Source organism: Alcaligenes ammonioxydans, assembly GCF_019343455.1.
Taxonomy (GTDB): Bacteria; Pseudomonadota; Gammaproteobacteria; order Burkholderiales; family Burkholderiaceae_B; genus Alcaligenes; species Alcaligenes ammonioxydans.
Genome location: NZ_CP049362.1, coordinates 2,132,547 through 2,151,366, shown reverse-complemented (window position 1 = coordinate 2,151,366; position 18,820 = coordinate 2,132,547). Strand labels below are relative to the sequence as shown.

Genomic DNA, 18,820 nt, shown 5'->3' with positions numbered 1-18,820 from the left:
TTTTGTCTGACGTGTTTGGAGTGGAGCGCCGGGCCTGAATGATCCCAAGACGGATCTTGAGGGGGAAGCCAACAGCCTTCTTTGGTATCTATGTGCCGCATAGGTAGTGACCTTGCGGAACCGCCATGGTCGGATTGTGCTTGTTTTTACCCGTTGAGCCGGATGCTCATTGTAAAATCATCGATTCGCCATCGCTAGCGGCGGTGCAACTGCGCCTATCTGCCTGGCAGGACGCTTATTTGGGTTTTTATCGAATGTCTGACGTATTGTTAATTGAGTCGCTGGATCTGGAAGGCCGCGGCGTCGCCCACAAAGAGGGCAAAGTGGTGTTTGTGGAAGGCGCGCTGCCAGGCGAGAAAGTGTTGGCCGAGACGGTGCGCTCCAAAGACTCGTATGACAAGGCCCGCATGACCGCTTTGCTGCAGGCTTCGTCCCAGCGTGCCGAGCCTCCCTGTCCCAATTTCGGGGTTTGTGGCGGTTGCGCCATGCAACATCTGGAGCCCTCGGCCCAGGTGGCGGTTAAGCAACGTGTGCTGGAGGATTCATTGGCGCACATCGGCAAGGTCAAGCCGGGCCGGGTGCTGGCGCCCTTGCATGGCCCCTACTGGGGCTACCGTTACCGTGCGCGCTTCTCCATGCGTTATGTGCCCAAAAAGGGAGGAGTGCTGGTAGGCTTTCGTGAGAAGAATGGCCGTTATGTTGTGGACATGACTGAATGCCGCGTGTTGCCTCCCAAGGTATCGGCTCTGCTCGAGCCCTTGCGCACTTGCCTGGCAGGCCTGTCGCGCCCGGACCGATTGCCACAGATTGAGCTGGCCATGGGCGACCGGGTCATTACCCTGACCCTGCGTCATATGGAGCCGCTGACCAGCGAGGATATCCAGCGTTTGCAGGATTTCGGGCAAGAGCACGACATTAGCTGGTGGTTGCAGCCCAAGGGCCCGGAAACGGCGCACCCCTTGTTGCGCGAAGATGCGGACAAGCTGGCCTATGCCTTACCCGAGTTTGATTTGCGCATGCCGTATCGTCCTACGGACTTTACGCAGGTGAACCACGACATTAACCGTAGCCTGATCTCGCGTGCCTTGACCCTGCTGGACGTCAAGCCCGAGCACCGTGTAGCCGACTTGTTCTGTGGTCTGGGTAACTTCAGCCTGCCCCTGGCACGTCGTGCTGCCGAAGTGGTCGGCATTGAGGGCAGCAGCACCTTGACCGAACGTGCTGGTGAAGCGGCCTTGGCTCACGGCTTGCAGGACAAGGCTACATTCACAACGCTGAACCTGTTTGAAGTGGATGTGCAATGGCTACGTGATCTGGGCCATTTTGATCGTATGTTGATTGACCCGCCGCGTGACGGTGCCTTCGCGGTGGCCACCGCTTTGGCGCAACTGGAAAAGCACGAACGTCCCGAGCGTCTGGTTTATGTGTCCTGTAGCCCTGGTACCTTGGCCCGTGACGCTGGTGTGCTGGTTCATCAAGGTGGCTACACATTGGAATCGGCGGGCGTGGTGAATATGTTCCCGCATACGGCGCACGTTGAGTCGATTGCTGTTTTTACGCGTTAACACGCCCTGGACAGACTTGTTATAGAGCGCCTCGCAAAGTGGACAGAGTTCCAGTTTGCGGGGCGTTTTTTTTCCTCACGCCAGCCCTGTCCACTCAATCGCCTACGCTGCTGCTTTCAAGCCCAAAAACGTGGGCTGAACGGCGTTTAAAGGCGGATCGAAGGTTGACTCAAGGCCGTATGCACTGTTTGGTCGGGCGCTCGGAGTGGACTTCCTGTTTTTGCCATGCCAGCGGGTAGCACGCTGTTCTGCATTCGGGCGCGTAGGGGCCACGCAGCTTGATCCGTGCTGTGATCCGGAGTGAGCCCGTTTCTGCTGTTACAGGTCTGGGGAAGGCGTGGCCGCTTTGCTGGCGTGGGCAGCCAAGCCATCGTGTATCAGTTCCATCATCATTTTGAATACCTGCTCGGAGTGCAAATGCACAAAGCGCGGCAGAACCCGGCGCAGCATGGGGATGTCTTCAGCAGGCCACTGTTGAAGTTCGTCCAGTTCTTGGCTTGTCACGGGACGGATCAAACCACTTAGCTCACCTTGAATCAAGCCGTAAAGGGCGGCATACCAGCCTACACAGGCGGCGGGGATCTCGGCATCACTCAACCCTGCATCGCGCAAAGCGCCATACACCTGCTCAAGGACCAGGTAGTCGGCACTGCCGGTATTCAGAAAACGCTGCATTTGTTGAAAAGTCTGCGGATAATTCAACGCCAGAGTCCGATATTGTCGGGCCAGATCATAGAGTCGTTCGTCCCAGGGCAGGTGACGGTCTACGGGTTGAATGCGACCACTTAAGTAATCCGCCATTGCACGCAGCAGCCCTTCTTTGGACTTGAAGTGATAGAGCACGGCCATGGGGTCGCAGCCTACCCGTTCCCCCAATTTCCGCAGTGAAAAGCCATGATCCCCAGCTTCTTCGATCAAGTTGACGGCCGCCAGCACCAGCTCGTTCTTATTGAGTTTGCGTGTTCGGGTCGCGGTGAGAGGGGATGCGTGCGCCAATAGTGTTCCTTTAGTGCGAGAAAAGAGTAACGGGTCAATTTGCCAAGTTTAACTCTACAGAGTAGAATAAATTCAATTCTACAGCGTAGAAGAAGATCGTTCCATTCCGTTTTTGCAACGGGATGTTGATAACGAGACAGAACGGAACGCCGCGTTGACGGGGCGTCACCGGAGCATTCCGCTCTGTGATCCAGGCGGCCAAAGGGCCGTAACAGACACAGGACATTTATGCTTATTTCCAAACCCACGCTTTTAAACGATGTTTCTCATGCACAGAGCTTGTTGACCAGTAATCCTCGATTGTGGAACTGGCGGCAAGGCCATCTGAACGACGCGGTCGCGCCTGCTACCTACTACGAGGCGTCTCTTGCACCCTGGACCCGCTTTGAACCTCTGCAAGCTGACACGCACTGCGATGTGCTGGTGGTCGGTGGCGGCCTGCTGGGGGCCTCGACCGCCTTGCACCTGGCCCGCTCCGGTCTGGATGTGGTGCTGGTGGAAAAAGACAGTATTGGCTCGGCGGCCTCAGGCCGCAACGGCGGGCAACTGACACCGGGTCTGGCTCGATGGGAAGCGGCGGACATGATCGCGCATCTGCCCTTGGATGAAGCTCGTCGCTTGTGGCGCTTTGCCTCGCACGAAGCCATGGATCTACTGGATCAGATCGCTCAGGATTACGAACTGGATTTTGATCGTCGCCGCGGCCATTTGACGGCTGCCGTTCATGCCGGCCATATGGGTGCTCTGGTAAAGGGGGCGGATGCCCGCCGCTATCTGGGTGATACCAGTGTGGAAATTGTGGGTAGTTACGAGCTGGAGCAGGAAATCCGCTCGCCGCTGTATCACGGTGCCGTGGTGGATACCTTGGGTGGTCAACTGCACCCCTTGGCGCTGCTGCGCGGACTGGTGTATGGCCTGGTTCAGCATGGCGGCCGAGTTTACGAAGGCAGCCCGGTCCAGGAGATCGAGCAGACGGAAAAGGGCGCCTTGGCCATCACCCCCGGTGGCACGATTCTGGCGCGTCAGGCCTTGGTGCTGGCCGTGCATGACACGACTTCGCAGTTCTTGCCCACGCAGTCCAATACCACTGTTCCGTTCTATACCTATGTAGGTGTGACTGAACCCCTGGAGTGTCCAGTCAGCGAGCTGCTGCCAACCGACCGTGCGGTGTATGACACACAATTCCAGATCGACTACTACCGAGCCGTGCGTCAAAACCGTTTGCTGTTTGGCGGGCAGGGCACCGGTACCAGTTGGTCTCCTGACCGTATCAATGACTACTTGCTGGATCGTATCCAGACGGTTTTCCCGCAGCTGGAGCAGGTGCAGTTGGACTTTTCCTGGAGCGGGATCAGTGACTTTACTCTGAACGGTGCCACGGACTCGCGCAAGACCGAGGATGCGGTTCCCGTGTACATGGTGCATGGCTGGAGTGGTCACGGCGTGGCGCAAACCGTGCGTATTGGTAAAGCCATTAGTGACGACGTCATGGGTCGCAACGAGGACTTTGCCATGCTGACGGATATTACCCACCGCAGCATCCCTTTGGGCCATCACTTATCGGGTCTGGCCATCCCCGTGGTCAAGGCCGCGATAGGCATGATGAGCGCGGTTAATCCCGGTCGCCTGGTGTCTTTCTAAGTACGCTTTCAAGTCCCTGCTCAGCGGCGTTGACTAGGGCAAGCCCTTACTTGTTTTCGATCCTGATTGCTTTACATTGTGATTTCCTATTTGTATTGGCTTCAATATTTTAGGTTCATAATAATTTTCAGTATCATAAAAACAAGGGACAGATATGCAGAAAGGGCTTGTTCGTACCGGGCTTGTGGCCGCTGGTTTGATCTTGGGTTGGGCGGGGGCACCGACCCACGCGCAAGTGCAGTCGGTAGAGGTGATGCGGGACAGTTATGGCGTGCCGCACGTCTTTGCCGACAGCCACTATGGCTTGTATTACGGCTATGGTTATGCGGTCGCCCAAGACCGTCTGTTCCAGATGGACATGGCGCGTCGCTCCTTTGTCGGCACAACCGCCGCCGTCTTAGGCCCTGGTGAGCAAGATGCCTACGTCAAGTACGACATGCAGGTGCGGCAGAACTTCACCCCGGCTTCCATACAGCGGCAGATCGCGGCCTTGTCCAAGGATGAGCGCGATATTTTTCGTGGCTATGCCGATGGCTATAACGCCTATCTGGAGCAGGTGCGGCGTCGCCCTGAGTTGCTGCCCAAAGAATATGTGGATTTTGATTTCCAGCCCGAGCCGCTGACCGACTTTGATGTGGTCATGATCTGGGTGGGCTCCATGGCCAATCGCTTCTCCGACACGAATCTGGAAGTGACGGCACTGGCCATGCGTCAGTCTCTGGAGAAACAGCATGGCCCGGAACGAGGCCGTGCCTTGTTTGATGAGCTGCTGTGGATCAATGACACAACAGCTCCCACTACGGTTCCGGCCCCCGCTGCCGAGCACAAGCCGCAGGCACAAGCAGGGACGCAGGATCTGGCTCATGTTTCCTCGCCAGTACTGGCTACCGAGCTAGAGCGCCAGGACAAGCACTGGGGCGGCCGTGGCCCGGACTTCGCGCCCAAGGCTAGCAACCTGTGGAGCACTCGCCCCGAGCGAGTGCAGGAGGGCTCGACCGTACTGATCAACGGCCCACAGTTTGGCTGGTACAACCCGGCCTACACCTATGGCATTGGCTTGCATGGCGCCGGCTTCGATGTGGTGGGTAATACGCCTTTTGCCTATCCGATCGTACTGTTTGGCACCAATAGCGAGATTGCCTGGGGGGCGACTGCTGGCCCGCAAGATGTGGTGGACATATATCAGGAAAAATTGAACCCCTCGCGTGCCGATCAGTACTGGTTCAACAATGCCTGGCGCACGATGGAGCAGCGCAAGGAACGTATCCAGGTACGCGGTCAGGCTGATCGGGAAATGACGATCTGGCGCACCGTGCACGGCCCTGTGATGCAGTTTGATTACGATTAGGGCGCGGCGTACAGCAAGAAACGCAGCTGGGATGGCTATGAGGTGCAGTCCTTGCTAGCCTGGTTGAACGTGGCCAAGGCCCGCAACTGGACGGAGTTTCTGGATCAAGCCAGCAAGATGGCGATTTCGATCAACTGGTACTACGCCGACAAGCACGGCAATATTGGTTATGTCTCGCCGGCCTTCCTGCCCCAGCGTCCTGCCGATCAGGACATCCGTGTCCCTGCCAAGGGGGATGGCAGCATGGAGTGGCTGGGCATCAAGAGTTTCGACGCGATTCCCAAAGCCTACAATCCACCCCAGGGCTATCTGGTCAACTGGAACAACAAGCCTGCGCCGGACAAAACCAATACGGATACTTACTATTGGACCTATGGCGACCGCATGAATGAACTGGTCAGTCAGTACCAGCAGAAAGACCTCTTCAGTGTGCAGGAGATCTGGGAGTTCAATCAAAAAGCCTCCTATAGCGATGTGAACTGGCGCTACTTCCGCCCACATCTGGAAAAGCTGGCGCAACAGCTGCCGGCCGACGATAGCAGCAAGGCGGCGCTGACGATGTTGCTCGCTTGGGATGGAATGGAACAGGATCAGGGAGGGCAAAATGCCGGACCGGCGCGGGTGCTCTTCAAGACCTGGCTGGAAGAAATGTACAAGCAGGTCTTGATGCCGGTGGTGCCTGAATCGCATCGCGCCATGTATAGCCAGACTGGTTTTGCCACGCAGCAAGGTCCCAACCCCGGTTCCATCAACTTGAGCATGGGCACCAAGGTCTTGTTGCGTGCCTTGGCGCTGGAAGCCCATCCCGATCCCAAGCGTGTGAATGTCTTTGGTGAGCGCTCTTCTGAAGAAATCATGCTGGAGGCTTTGCGACATGCGCAGGCTCGCTTGAGCCAGGAGCAGGGCGCTCAGATGGCGCGCTGGACCATGCCGACCTCCGTGCATCGTTTCAGCGACAAGAACTTCACGGGAACCCCGCAGACGATGCCTGGCAATACCTTTGCCTTTACCGGCTATCAGAATCGAGGCACGGAAAATAACCGCGTGGTGTTTGATGCCAAGGGCGTGGAGTTCTGCGACGCCATGCCGCCCGGCCAAAGCGGTTTCACCGACCGCAATGGAGTGCGCAGCCCGCATTATGAGGATCAGCTGAAGTTGTACGAGAACTTCGAGTGCAAGACGATGGATGTGACGCATGCGGACATTCGTCGTAATGCGCAAAGCAGCACGATGCTGTTGATTCAGCCTCAGCCTTAACGTTGAGTGCGGCACCTGCGCTTTGAGGCGGTGCCGCTTTTTTTGATCGTTGCTGGAGGGCTTAGCTGGCCAGGAGATGTAGCCCGAAGTTGTAAATTAGTAAAAATAGCCTGTCAGTATCAGGAGCGAAGCTGAGTATGAAGTCCAAGCTGCAAATCCGGGCAGGATCGGAAGTGGGTTGAAGCGATATAAATGTATTGACTCAGGTTGATCTGACAGACTCTGGCAGGTCTATTGGGCAGAAAACGACCCGGAGCGGAAATAGGTGGTGAGCCCCGAACTCAGCGAGGAGCTGTCAGCGCAATTTGAGCGGCGCCCATCGCGACAAGATCCTCCAATTCGTGAACTGTCCGTATCTCGCACTTTTTTAGCATGCTTGGGATCGCCGAGGCTTCGATTTGGGTTTGCGCCTCTGCCCAATACCCAACAAGTTTGAGGGTGCCCCCGCCGACTGAAAGACGATGTGGGTTCAATAGATTGATGATTCCCCCAAGTGCACGCCCAAGAGCGCGTCCTCCTTCCGCAATCACTTCTAATGCCGCCAGATGACCTTGTTGGCTTAACAGTGCTAACTGGTTTGCGTCAACGTTAAGTCTATTGGCCATGTAGCGTCCACCAGCGATGTCGTCGAGTCTTTCCCACTGTGAGCCAGATGCCTGCACTGGCCAATATCCAAGTTCGCCAGCCCACCCCCTTGCACCGCGGAATACTTTGCCGTTGAGCATAAGACCACAACCAATGGCAGTACCCACGATAACGGTGACGGCTGTCTTGTCACTAGCCAAGTCAATTACAGTAGCGTGTAGTGCTGCATTCGCATCGTTTACCAAGGAAACCTGGTCGACTTTTTGGCAAAGCAGAGTATTTGCTCTCCACCCAGCAAGTTTCGGCAAGACATCACAGGCAACCACAGTATCGTTTTCGACGACGCCAGGTACAGCGATGCAAATCACAACGCCTGGTTCGACGTATTGCCCAATAAAATCCTTTAAGATATTCCTTAGATCAGCAGCACCGAAATCGGGTCCGGTTTCGAACCGCAGGACGTGATCCCGATACCTCAGTAGTAGCTTTGTCCCACCAAGATCAACTCCTACAGCGGACTGGAAGACCTGATTCATCATGTTTTACCTCAGTAGAGTTGTGTCCGCTTTTGGCTGAGAGCAGCAGCTCCGTGTCCAACCCTAACTCAACTGACAGTAAACGTCAGATCAAGTTCGAGCCAATATGTATAAAAAAAGCCGCTCCTGGAACAGGGGCGGCTTTTTCTGTTTTCAGGCGGAGCGTTTATCAGCCTGGAATACGATCCAGAATGCGTTGTGCTTCGATACGAACACGCTCGGGGGCGGTGCCGCCAATGTGTTTGCGCGAAGCGACCGAGCCTTCCAGTGTTAGCACGCCAAAAATGTCCGACTCGATACGGCTGTCGAATTTCTGCAGCTGTTCCAGGTTCAGATCAGCCAGATCGCAGCCCAGTTGTTCGCACTCGCGTACGGCCAGGGCCACGGTTTCGTGGGCATCACGGAAAGGCAGGCCTTTCTTGACCAGGTAGTCGGCCAGATCGGTAGCGGTGGCAAAGCCTTGCAGGGCGGCGGCGCGCATCGCTTCTGGCTTGACCTTGATGCCGGAGATCAGGTCGACAAAAATGGTCAGGGTGTCGCGAATGGTATCAGCCGAATCGAACAGACCTTCCTTGTCTTCCTGGTTGTCCTTGTTGTAGGCCAGCGGTTGGCCTTTCATCAAGGTCAGCAAGGCGATCAGGTGACCATTGACGCGACCCGTCTTGCCACGGGCCAGCTCGGGAACGTCGGGGTTTTTCTTTTGCGGCATGATGGAGCTGCCGGTGCAAAAGCGGTCGGCCAGATCGATAAATCCCACGCGTGGGCTCATCCACAGCACCAGCTCCTCGGAGAAGCGGGAGATGTGCGTCATGATCAGGGCAGCAGCGGCGCAGAATTCGATGGCGAAGTCGCGGTCCGACACAGCATCCAGCGAGTTGCGGCACACATCGTCAAAGTTCAGCAGCTTGGCAACCATTTCGCGGTCGATGGGGTAGCTGGTACCGGCCAGGGCGGCAGCGCCCAAAGGCAGGCGGTTCACGCGTTTGCGGCAGTCTTGCAGACGCTCGGCATCGCGCTGGAACATTTCGGCGTAAGCCAGCAAATGGTGGCCAAATGTGACGGGCTGGGCCACTTGCAGGTGGGTAAAGCCGGGCAAAATTGTATCTGCCTGGGCCAGGGCCAGCTCGGCCAGCTTGCGCTGCATCTGGGCCAGCAGGTCCAGGGCAATGTCGATTTCATTGCGCAGCCACAGGCGAATGTCGGTTGCCACCTGGTCATTGCGCGAACGGCCCGTGTGCAGGCGTTTGCCGGCATCGCCAATCAGCTCGACCAGGCGCTTTTCAATGTTCAGGTGCACGTCTTCCAGATCCAGCAACCACTGGAACTGGCCTTGGGCGATTTCGTCCAGAATCTGGCTCATGCCGCGCTCAATGTCGGCTTTGTCCTGCTCGGTGATCACACCGACAGCAGCCAGCATGCTGGCGTGGGCCAGGGAACCCTGAATATCAAAGCGGGCCATGCGCTTGTCAAAGTCCACCGACGCTGTGTAGCGTTTGACAAGATCAGAGACGGGCTCGGAAAAACGAGCCGACCAGGCCATGGCTTTATTGGCAAACTGGTCTTGGGAAGAGGGGGGGGTGTGTGTTGACATAGAGGGCAATTATAGTGGATCGGACGGACGAACGCAGGTCATCCAGTCCCGCAGGAAACAGACGCTGTGCAGTATATTAGAGAGTTTTCAGACTCTAGGAAACTAGGCAGACCTTTTTGGGGCTGGCTGGATAAGGAACACGACATGGAGCAAGAACGCACCTTTGCTGATTTGTTGGGCTGGCAATGGATCGAGGCGTATTTACCGCAGGATCGCTGGGTACAGATCCTGGCCGGCCTGGCCATGCTGACCGTGCTGGTCTGGATTGTCAGCTGGTTGACCACGTCGGTGCTTTCCCGTCTGGTACGGCGTTTGTTGAAAGTGGCAGGCAAGGATGATTGGGCGCGGGCTTTGGTTAAAAAGCGCTTCGTGCGCAATGTGGGGTATGCCGTGCCCTTGTTGGTGGTCAGCTCCAACCTGACGTTGCTGCCATTGACCAAGACCTTGCTGGAGGTGGTCGAGCGCGTGGCCCTGCTGGGCTTTCTGGTCTTTTTCATCATGGCAATTGTCAGTTTGCTGGGGGCCTGGCAAGAGGTCTATGCCAACTCCAGCAAAGGGCGCACCAAATCCATCAAGGGATACGTGGAGGTTGCCAAGATCGCGGTCTGGGCGGTGGGCATCATCGTCATGATCTCCATTATTCTGGACCAATCCCCTGTGCTGCTGCTCTCCGGTCTGGGCGCGCTGTCGGCGGTATTGCTGCTGGTTTTCAAAGACACTTTGCTGTCGCTGGTGGCCAGTACGCAAATGAGCACCAATGACATGCTGCGCATTGGTGACTGGATCGAGATGAAACAGGCCGGTGCGGATGGCTTTGTGATTGATATCGCTTTGCATACCGTCAAGGTGCAGAACTGGGACAAGACGGTCACTACCATTCCGACCTACAAGCTGTTTTCCGAAAGTTATCGCAACTGGCGCCAGATGTTCGAGTCTGGTGGGCGACGGATCAAGCGCACCTTGAGTATTGATGCGTCCAGCGTGCGGTTCTTGACCCCTTCCGAAGTGGACAGCCTGTCGCGTTTTGCCTTGCTGCGCGATTATCTGAACGAGAAAAAAGAAGATCTGGAGCGCTCCAACCAGGAGCTCAGCCGTGCGGGCATGGATGCGGTCAACTATCGCCGCTTGACCAATCTGGGTACGTTTCGCGCCTACTGCATGGCCTATATCAAGCGCCATGCTGAAATCCATCAGGACATGATTCAGATGGTGCGCATGATGGAGCCGACTGCCGAGGGTATTCCTGTCGAGGTGTATTGCTTTACCAATAAAACGGCCTGGGTGGACCATGAGCGTATCCAGGGCGATATTTTTGATCACTTTCTGGCGGTGCTGCCTGAAATCGGTTTGCGTCTGTTCCAGTCGCCTACTGGCCGGGATCTGAGTCTGGGCCTGAGCCTGGCAGCAGAAAGTCACCGCTCCTTGCGGGACAGTGGCAAAGAATCTCTTTCAATTTGACGTGTGAGTAACCATGAAACAAATTACGGCCATTATCAAACCTTTCAAGCTGGATGAAGTGCGTGAGGCTCTGGCAGAGCTGGATGTGAACGGCTTGACCGTGACCGAGGTCAAGGGCTTTGGCCGTCAGAAAGGCCACACCGAGCTGTATCGCGGGGCTGAATACGTGGTGGACTTTCTGCCTAAGATTCGTGTGGATATTGTGGTGGCGGCAGATCGCTGTGATGCCATCATCGAAGCCATTATCAAAGCGGCTCATACCGGCAAGATTGGCGATGGCAAAATTTTTGTGACGCCGGTCGAACAGGCTATCCGTATTCGTACCTCGGAAAGCGGCCGCGATGCGCTCTAACAGGCACCCGTGTCCCGGTATCTCGGGCTCTGAGCGCAGCACGATAAGGACGGACTGATGCGATACGCACCCTTGGGTTCCGCTTCGCGCGTCTCGCGCGTGGGACAAGGCAGCTGGTATGTCGAGCAGTCGGATCGGGCGCAAAGTATTGCGGCCTTTCGGGCGGGCCTGGATGCAGGAATGAACCATATCGACACGGCAGAAATGTATGGGGATGGTCAGGCAGAAAGCCTGATCGGGCAGGCCTTGCAAGGTCGTCGCCATGAGGCGTTTCTGGTGTCTAAGGTCTTGCCCTTCAATGCCAGTAGGCAGGGCGTGATCCGCGCTTGCGAGGCCAGCCTGAAGCGTCTGGGCACCGATTATCTGGATCTGTACTTATTGCATTGGCCGGGCCAGATTCCTTTGGAAGAAACCTGCGCAGCCTTTGACAAGCTGGTGCAGCAAGGCAAGATCAAGCAATGGGGCGTCAGCAATTTTGACGTGCCGGATCTGGAAGCGCTGTACGACATCGTGGGCCCGGGCGAGATCGCCTGCAATCAGGTTTTGTATCACCTGAACGAGCGTGCGATTGAACACGCGGTCATGCCCTGGTGTCAGGAGCATCAAGTTAGCGTGGTGGCGTACAGTCCCTTCGGTCATGATGATTTTCCGGAGCCGGATTCTGAAGGCGGGGCCTTGTTGGCCGAGATTGCCACCCAATATCAGGCCACCGCGCGACAAGTAGCTTTGGCCTTTTCGCTGCGTGACCCCCATGTGTTTGTGATTCCCAAGGCATCACGTGCGGCTCATGCCCAGCAAAATGCGGCTGCTGGGGATCTGATATTGCAGCCCGAGCATATTCAGGCACTGGATGCCCAGTTTCCACGCGGGCCTAAGCCGCCTTATTTGCCGATGATTTGAACGCAAGAAGAACGGCCCCAAAGCCAGGGTTCCATCCAGTGCTTTGGGGCCGTTTTCCATGAGTCGTCGCTTTGCGGTTGTCGCTTTGCTTAACTGGCGAAGTAGGGCTGACGCTTGTTCTTGAAGTACAACCAGGCCAGAGCCAGCATCACCACGGCGGAAATCGGTAAAGTCCAGGTGTTGACGCCATACCAGCCATACACGGCCAGCACACGGCCCGAGGTGAAGGAGGACAAGGCCACACAGGTAAAGATGATGAAATCATTCAGGGCCTGCACCCGGCTACGCTCTTCAGGGCGGTAGCAATCCACCACCATATTGGTAGCGCCAATAAAGCCGAAGTTCCAGCCCAGCCCCAGCAAAATCAAACTGACCCAAAAGTGCGGTACGGTCATGCCCAGTAAAGCCACCATGCTGGCCAGACCCAGCAAAAGCACACCCACAAAGGTGACCGGGATCTTGCCAAAGCGCTTGATCAGATGGCCGGTGAAAAAACTGGGGCCGAACATGGCCAGAATATGCCATTGAATGCCCAGCGTGGATTCTTTAAGGCTGTGGCCATGCATGACCATAGCCAAGGGCGAGGCCGTCATCAGAAAGTTCATTAGCACATAAGAGGCGACCCCGGCGATCAGGGCAATGATGAAGTAGCTATTGGAGGCAATCTCGCGCAAGGGGCGGCCGGTATAGGGCACTTTCTGCCGCTGGTGGCGTGTACCGGGTGCCAGACGCAAGCTGAAGGCGAAAGGCAACACCAGAGCTGCCAAGGCGGCTTGTGCCAGGAAGGCAGCGGCAAAAGGATGGTCAGGCCAGATGTCTTGCGTATGGATAATGGTCTGGGTGGCGATAATGGCGCCGAGCAGCCCACCGGCCATCACCCAGGAGATTGCTTTGGGTCGGAAGGTCTCGCTGGCCTCGTCGGCGGCGGCGAAACGATAACTTTGCACGTAGGAGGCATAGAATCCGGCCAGCAGTGTGCCCATGCAGAACATGGCAAAGGACAGGCCATAGATTCCTGCAGCGGCCAGCAGACCCGCTGCGACACCCAGCAAGGCGCCAATCAGGTAGCCGCCCTGGCGTCCCAGGCGGCGCATCAGATAGGCGGCCGGCAAAATACCGACTGCCAAGCCCAGATTGAAAATACCCACCGGCAAGGTTGCCAGATCGGGGCTGCTGGCCATTTTCTGGCCGACCAGACTGCTCAAGGCCACCACCAATGCCGGATTTGCTCCCCCCAGCGCTTGCATTCCAGACAGAATAAAGGCGTTGCGGCGGCTTTGATCGACTTGCGTGGACATGGTTAGGCTCGTTATATAACTCAGTATTATTAACTAATGTCGAAATATGACTAAGTCAGTGTAGCACCGTGATCCCAGAAGGCGGGCATGAAGGACTCGGCCACCAAAAGGGGCTGACCGTGGCGCCAGAAAACCGAGCAGCGTGACAGAATCAGCGGCGCGTGGGGTACCGGCTCCTTATCCTGTTTGCAGGCACGCTCAACACTGCGGAAAAAGCTCATGCCGCGATGTAAACGGCAACTGAGAAAGGCCGAGCGTTGTATCTGGGCATCGTTATAAAGCATGTCGGCCAGCGGGCGGCTGCGCAGCCGTCGTATGCCTTGCCAGACACTGTGGGAGGCAGCCAAGGGCGTGAAACTGCGGGCGACCACGCAGCGGATTCCGTCCACGCTCATGGACACTTCCCGTACCCAGGCCAGCGTGCCCGGCGGCTTTCGGATCAAAGCGGCCTCTTGCGGGTTCAGGCGGCAGGCGTATTCGCGCACGACGTCCAGATGGACCAGGCCCAGCCGACGCAGGCCCGCGGTCAGGGCGCCCGGACGATGAAGCCAGTACTTTTGAGCAGGGCTTGCGCTGGGATGGACCTGCGCATGCCAAGGTTTTTTTATGCTGGAGGGAAATTTCATGTCCTGTATTATCGCCAAAGCCATAAAATAGCGCTCATGGAAAAAGAACGTATCTCAAAATTGATGGCCCAGCGCGGCATGTGTTCACGCCGTGAGGCGGACGCTTTTATCGAGCGCGGCTGGGTCCGTGTGGACGGTCAAATCGTCTCTGAATTGGGGAGCAAAGCCTACCCCAATCAGAAAATCACACTGGAAAAGCAGGCGCGTCAGCGTCAGACCCAACGTGCCACCATCTTGCTGCACAAGCCCGTGGGTTATGTGTCGGGACAGGCCGAGGCCGGTTACCGCAATGCGGTGTCGCTGATCAGTGCCGCCAACCAATACAAGGGCGGTCGTGGCAGTCAACGCTTTGACCCGGCGCATTTGCGCGGTCTGGCGCCTGCAGGCCGTCTGGACATTGACTCCACCGGTTTGCTGATCCTGACACAGGACGGTCGTATTGCGCGCCAGATTATTGGCGAAGACTCGGTCATCGACAAGGAATATCTGGTGCGAGTGACCGGCAAGCTCAGCGAACGGGGGCTGGAGCTGCTGAACTTTGGTTTGAGCCTGGATGGCAAGCCTTTGCTGCCCGCCCAAGTGTCCTGGCAAAACGATGATCAGCTGCGTTTCATCTTGCGCGAAGGCAAGAAACGCCAGATTCGCCGCATGTGTGAACTGGTTGGCCTGAAAGTGGTGGGCCTGAAGCGCGTGCGTATTGGCGAACTGGTGCTGGGTGATTTGCCTATGGGCCAGTGGCGCTACATGAAAGAGTCCGAGCGTCTGGCCTAAAGGCAAACGGGGCGGTTTACAGCCCCGAATGACGAAGTTGAAAGCTGGCCTTGTCATCCTGGGCCAGCGTTTTTATTAACCAAGGCATGCTTTGTTCCAGAGCGTTGAGCAGCGTCCAGGGAGGATTGCTGATGAACAGGCCACTGCCATGCAAACCCAAACCATTTTTGGCCGGAGTACGAACCGTCAGGCTCACATGCAGCCAAGGTGTCTCCAGTTGCTCCAGCTTGCGTTGCAAGGCCTGTACTTCGGGGCGTTGCACAATCGGATACCACACGACCATGCAGGCCTGGGCAAAACGCTTGAGGGCGTTTCTGACGCTGTTCAAGACTTGCTGATAGTCGGACTTGGCCTCGTACGAAGGGTCCATTACCACGATGGCGCGTCGTGATGGCGGCGGCAGTAGCCGTCCCAGCTGTTCAAAGCCATTTTCCTGATAGAGGCGCACCCGGCGGTTTCCTTGAGGAAACAGTCGCGCCACGTTCGTGCTCAAAACGTCAAATTCAGTCGGGTGCAACTCGAAGCCATGAAAGCTGTCTTGCGCACGCAGATGCATCAGGGCCAGCCAGGGAGAACCGGGATAATAGCGGGCGGTTCCGTCCGGATTCAGGTCGGCAATGGCGTCAATATAGTGCTCCACCAGCTCCGGGTACTCATCTTGCTGCAAGACGCGGTCCAGGCCGTCGTAGAACTCGCCTTTGGTTTGCGCCCAGTCGTGTTCCAGATCATAGATACCAGCACCGCAATGGGTGTCGATGATGCTGAACGCGCTGTTTTTGTGAGCGTAATAATTGAAAATATGCAGCAAGGTGGCGTGTTTGAGTACATCCGCGTGGTTGCCGGCGTGAAAAGCGTGACGATAGCTGAACAAAAGAAATCCTGGTGTTGCGGTTGAGTTAAAGCGTGTCGGGGCGGATCGTGGTGACCTTATCGGTGAAGATGGCATTGCATCCCCAGTCCAGCAGTTCGCGCACTCGCTCGGCGTCGTTCACGGTCCAGACGGCGACGGTATAGCCTTTGCTACGGACCGCCTGCACCAGGGCCTGGCTGACAAAGCGGTCGTTCAGATTCAGCCCCATACAGCCCAGACGCTCCAGACGCTCCGGCCAATCAACAGGAGCTTCCTCTTCAATCAGTAGGGCTCGGGGCAAGGTAGGTGCGGCTTGCTGCGCCGCCTCCAGAGCGACTTCGGAAAAAGAGGACAGCAGCGGAGGCAGGCTGGCCTGAGCCCATAAAGCCAGGGCAGCCAGGGCGACCTGACGTCCGGTTTCCGCCTCGTGTCCCGTGGTGGGCTTGATTTCGATATTGCTGTGAACCTGATTGGCCAGGGTAAAGGCGGCAATCGAACCTAGAGTGGGTATGGGCTCTCCAGCATAGGCCGAGGAATGCCAGGCGCCAAAGTCCAGGGCGGACAGTTCGGCCAGTGTCAGTCGGGAGGCCAAGCCTTGTCCATTGGACGTGCGCTCCAGCGTGTCGTCGTGCAGCAGCACGGGAACCCCATCACGGCTCAGTTTGACGTCGTACTCCATCATGCGAAAACCGTTCTGTGTACCGACCCGAATGGCGGCCAGGGTATTTTCCGGCGCAATCTTGCCTGCACCACGGTGGGCGATCAAAGCGGGGTAGGGCCAGTGATGATTCATTGAAGGCATGGCGGACTCGCAAGCGGCGTGATAAAAAGCCAATGTACTATTTTAACCGGGGCTGTACACTGTACGGTTAAGGTTTTGGATTTACAATCCGATCCTAGGCCACATCAAGTACTCATAACGCCCTATTTTGAGCGCTGTTGGGCACTTCGTGAAGCCACAGTTTAAGCCAAACACACTTGATTCAAACACGGTATATTTTCAGGCCGAGCCGGGCTCTCTCTCCGGTCTGATGCGCCGCCCGCAGCACCTTGCTGCAAGCGAAAGTAGGTGATGATTAATGTTCGAGATTATCCGTAAGAACCAACGCGTCATGCAGCTGGTGTTGTTAGTGCTGATTCTGCCGTCTTTTGTACTGATTGGCGTCAGCGGCTACTCCAGCTATGTTTCTGGCGATAGCGATATTGTCAAAGTTGGCGATAGCGCTATTACCAGCCAGGAATTTGATCGTGCGCGCCGCATGCAGCTCGATGATATGCAGCGCAACAATCCTTCCGGTTTTGATCTGGCCCAGGCCGACAGCATAGAGAGCCGTCGTGCTTTGCTGGAGTCTTTGATCGATCAGCGAGTACAAATTGAAGTGGCTACTGCTGACCGCTTCAACGTGTCTGACATTGCGCTGCGCGATTACATTGCCTCCATGCCGGAGTTTCAGGAAAATGGCGTCTTTTCGCCGGCTCTGTATAGCCAGGTATTGGCCTCGGCCGGTATCAATACCCGCGATTTCGAACAAAGCCAGCGTGGCCAGTTGGCCCTGCAACGTGTTCTCGGCCCAGTGGCAGCCAGCGCCTCCATGCTGCCCAGCGTGATGAACAAGCTGGAGATCGCGCTGACGGAAGAGCGTGGCGTGCGTGTTCGCAGCTTCCTGACTCGTGACTTTGAATCCAAGGTGCAGATCAGTGATGCCGACTTGCAAGCCTGGTATGACGCGAACAAGCAATCGTTGGAACTGCCCGAGCAAGTCAAGGTGGAATATCTGCTGCTCAATGAAGCGGCGGCCTCCAAGGATTTGCCCACCCCGACCGATGAGCAGCTCAAGCAATACTACGAGCAAAACAAGGCGCGTTATGTGCAGGCCGGTCGGGTCAATATCAGTCATATTCTGGTGACCTTGCCGGCTGGCGCCTCTGACAGCGAACGCGAAGCGGCCCAGACCAAGGCGCGCGAGCTGGCTGAAAAGGCACAGGCCGATAAAGAGAGTTTTGCCGATTTGGCCCGCGCCCATTCCCAGGACGAGGGTAGCGCCCGTGAAGGCGGGGAACTGGGGTGGATCAGCAAAGGTTCCTGGCCCAGCGTGCTGGAGAACGCCGTGTTCGCCTTGAAAAAAGGCGATGTGTCGGGCGTGATCGAAGGGCCTAATGGTTTTCATATCTTCAAGAGCAATGAGGTTCAGCCAGAACAAGGTGAGTCCTTTGAGCAAGCCCGTAGCAAGGTGCAGGATGAAGTGCGCAAACAGCTGGCCTCGGAGCGCTTTGCCGATATGGCCAGCAAGCTGACCAATCTGGTATACGAAAATGAAGACAATCTGGAAGCGGCCGCCAATGCACTGGGGCTGACCCTGAAACAGGCCCAAGGCGTCAGCCGTCAGGGTTTGATTCCGGCTTCCCAGGTTGACGGTGAATTGGCTGCGGCCGACAGTCCCGATGCGGCCGTGCTCGATGACAGTCGCGTGCGGCAGGCCTTGTTCAACGCTGAAGCCATGGCCTCGCGCAAGAATGCGGGTGTCGTGGAAGTCTCGCCAGACACGTTGATCGCGCTGCGCGTTGTGGATGTGAAGCAAGCGCATGTGCCGGCACTGGATAAGGTGCGCGGTATTGCCGAAGAAAACCTGCGTCGTGAAAAAGCTGCTGCATTGGCCGTTCAGGCCGGTGAGGACTACTTGAAAGAGCTGCAGGCGGGGGCAGAGCCTGAGAACTTCTCGGCCCAGTTTGCCGTGAGCCGTGCCGAGTTCCCGGAGATGGATGAGGCCTTGTTGAACAAGGTGCTGGCCAATCCGGTGGACAAGCTGCCCGCCTATGTGGGTGATCGTCAGCCCCAGGGCTACACGGTGGTGCAGATTTTGAGCCATCAGCCAGGCAAGGCGGGCAATCCTGGCCTGGACATGCTGACTGCACAACTGACACAAGCCATGGCTCGTACCGAGACGCAGGCTGTGTTGCAGGCCATGCGTGTTGAGGAAAAGGTTCAGCTTCTGCCCGAGGCGGAAAAAGAGTTGAGCGCTAGCGGCGATAACGAATAAGGCGACGC

General features: G+C 56.8%; 14 protein-coding genes and 1 pseudogene. 8 read left to right on the top strand and 7 right to left on the bottom strand.

Annotated elements, in window-relative coordinates:
- Nucleotides 1–254: 254 nt before the first annotated feature.
- The gene (gene rlmD / locus FE795_RS09880; RefSeq protein ID WP_230406162.1) at nucleotides 255–1,565 is read left to right on the top strand and encodes a 23S rRNA (uracil(1939)-C(5))-methyltransferase RlmD; all 1,311 of its coding nucleotides are present in this window, start codon (nucleotides 255–257) and stop codon (nucleotides 1,563–1,565) included.
- Between the two features lie 318 nt (nucleotides 1,566–1,883).
- Here the strand turns inward: rlmD and FE795_RS09875 are convergent, their stop codons facing one another.
- A complete protein-coding gene (locus FE795_RS09875; protein WP_059317573.1) occupies nucleotides 1,884–2,561 on the bottom strand; it encodes a TetR/AcrR family transcriptional regulator in 678 nt (225 codons plus the stop codon).
- A 228-nt stretch (nucleotides 2,562–2,789) separates the two neighbouring features.
- Between FE795_RS09875 and FE795_RS09870 the strand changes: the two genes are divergently transcribed.
- Nucleotides 2,790–4,202: an NAD(P)/FAD-dependent oxidoreductase gene (locus FE795_RS09870; RefSeq protein WP_219234869.1), complete on the top strand. Its 1,413-nt coding sequence runs from the start codon at nucleotides 2,790–2,792 to the stop codon at nucleotides 4,200–4,202.
- A 154-nt stretch (nucleotides 4,203–4,356) separates the two neighbouring features.
- Nucleotides 4,357–6,807: pseudogene (locus FE795_RS09865) on the top strand (penicillin G acylase).
- Between the two features lie 281 nt (nucleotides 6,808–7,088).
- On the opposite strand, the gene FE795_RS09860 reads toward FE795_RS09865, so the two are convergent.
- A complete protein-coding gene (locus FE795_RS09860; protein WP_131070622.1) occupies nucleotides 7,089–7,931 on the bottom strand; it encodes an ROK family protein in 843 nt (280 codons plus the stop codon).
- 166 nt (nucleotides 7,932–8,097) lie between these two features.
- Nucleotides 8,098–9,519 carry an argininosuccinate lyase gene (gene argH, locus FE795_RS09855; protein WP_131070621.1) on the bottom strand — a complete coding sequence of 474 codons (1,422 nt, stop codon included), beginning with the start codon at nucleotides 9,517–9,519 and terminating at the stop codon, nucleotides 8,098–8,100.
- Between the two features lie 144 nt (nucleotides 9,520–9,663).
- Between argH and FE795_RS09850 the strand changes: the two genes are divergently transcribed.
- Genes FE795_RS09850 through FE795_RS09840 form a run of 3 tightly spaced genes read left to right on the top strand, consistent with a single transcriptional unit; the run spans nucleotide 9,664 to nucleotide 12,229 of the window.
- Nucleotides 9,664–10,977, top strand: coding sequence for a mechanosensitive ion channel family protein (locus FE795_RS09850; protein WP_003799649.1), 1,314 nt, complete (start codon nucleotides 9,664–9,666; stop codon nucleotides 10,975–10,977).
- 13 nt (nucleotides 10,978–10,990) lie between these two features.
- Nucleotides 10,991–11,329, top strand: coding sequence for a P-II family nitrogen regulator (locus tag FE795_RS09845; RefSeq protein ID WP_003799650.1), 339 nt, complete (start codon nucleotides 10,991–10,993; stop codon nucleotides 11,327–11,329).
- Nucleotides 11,330–11,386: 57 nt separating this feature from the next.
- Entirely contained in the window at nucleotides 11,387–12,229 is an 843-nt protein-coding gene (locus FE795_RS09840; RefSeq protein ID WP_131070620.1) for an aldo/keto reductase, read from the top strand.
- An 89-nt stretch (nucleotides 12,230–12,318) separates the two neighbouring features.
- Here the strand turns inward: FE795_RS09840 and FE795_RS09835 are convergent, their stop codons facing one another.
- Complete coding sequence (locus tag FE795_RS09835; protein WP_003799652.1) at nucleotides 12,319–13,527, bottom strand: MFS transporter; 1,209 nt, start codon at nucleotides 13,525–13,527, stop codon at nucleotides 12,319–12,321.
- 50 nt (nucleotides 13,528–13,577) lie between these two features.
- Nucleotides 13,578–14,153, bottom strand: a complete 576-nt coding sequence (locus FE795_RS09830; RefSeq protein ID WP_131070619.1) for a chorismate--pyruvate lyase family protein — start codon at nucleotides 14,151–14,153, stop codon at nucleotides 13,578–13,580.
- 36 nt (nucleotides 14,154–14,189) lie between these two features.
- Here FE795_RS09830 and FE795_RS09825 point away from each other — a divergent pair, with 36 nt between their 5' ends.
- Nucleotides 14,190–14,924: a pseudouridine synthase gene (locus tag FE795_RS09825; protein WP_003799654.1), complete on the top strand. Its 735-nt coding sequence runs from the start codon at nucleotides 14,190–14,192 to the stop codon at nucleotides 14,922–14,924.
- A 16-nt stretch (nucleotides 14,925–14,940) separates the two neighbouring features.
- On the opposite strand, the gene FE795_RS09820 is transcribed toward FE795_RS09825, so the two are convergent.
- Nucleotides 14,941–15,795: a 23S rRNA (adenine(2030)-N(6))-methyltransferase RlmJ gene (locus FE795_RS09820; RefSeq protein ID WP_131070618.1), complete on the bottom strand. Its 855-nt coding sequence runs from the start codon at nucleotides 15,793–15,795 to the stop codon at nucleotides 14,941–14,943.
- Nucleotides 15,796–15,820: 25 nt separating this feature from the next.
- The gene (gene ugpQ / locus FE795_RS09815) at nucleotides 15,821–16,567 is read right to left on the bottom strand and encodes a glycerophosphodiester phosphodiesterase (RefSeq protein WP_131071825.1); all 747 of its coding nucleotides are present in this window, start codon (nucleotides 16,565–16,567) and stop codon (nucleotides 15,821–15,823) included.
- Nucleotides 16,568–16,853: 286 nt separating this feature from the next.
- Between ugpQ and FE795_RS09810 the strand changes: the two genes are divergently transcribed.
- The gene (locus FE795_RS09810) at nucleotides 16,854–18,812 is read left to right on the top strand and encodes a SurA N-terminal domain-containing protein (protein WP_131070617.1); all 1,959 of its coding nucleotides are present in this window, start codon (nucleotides 16,854–16,856) and stop codon (nucleotides 18,810–18,812) included.
- Nucleotides 18,813–18,820 lie beyond the last annotated feature (8 nt).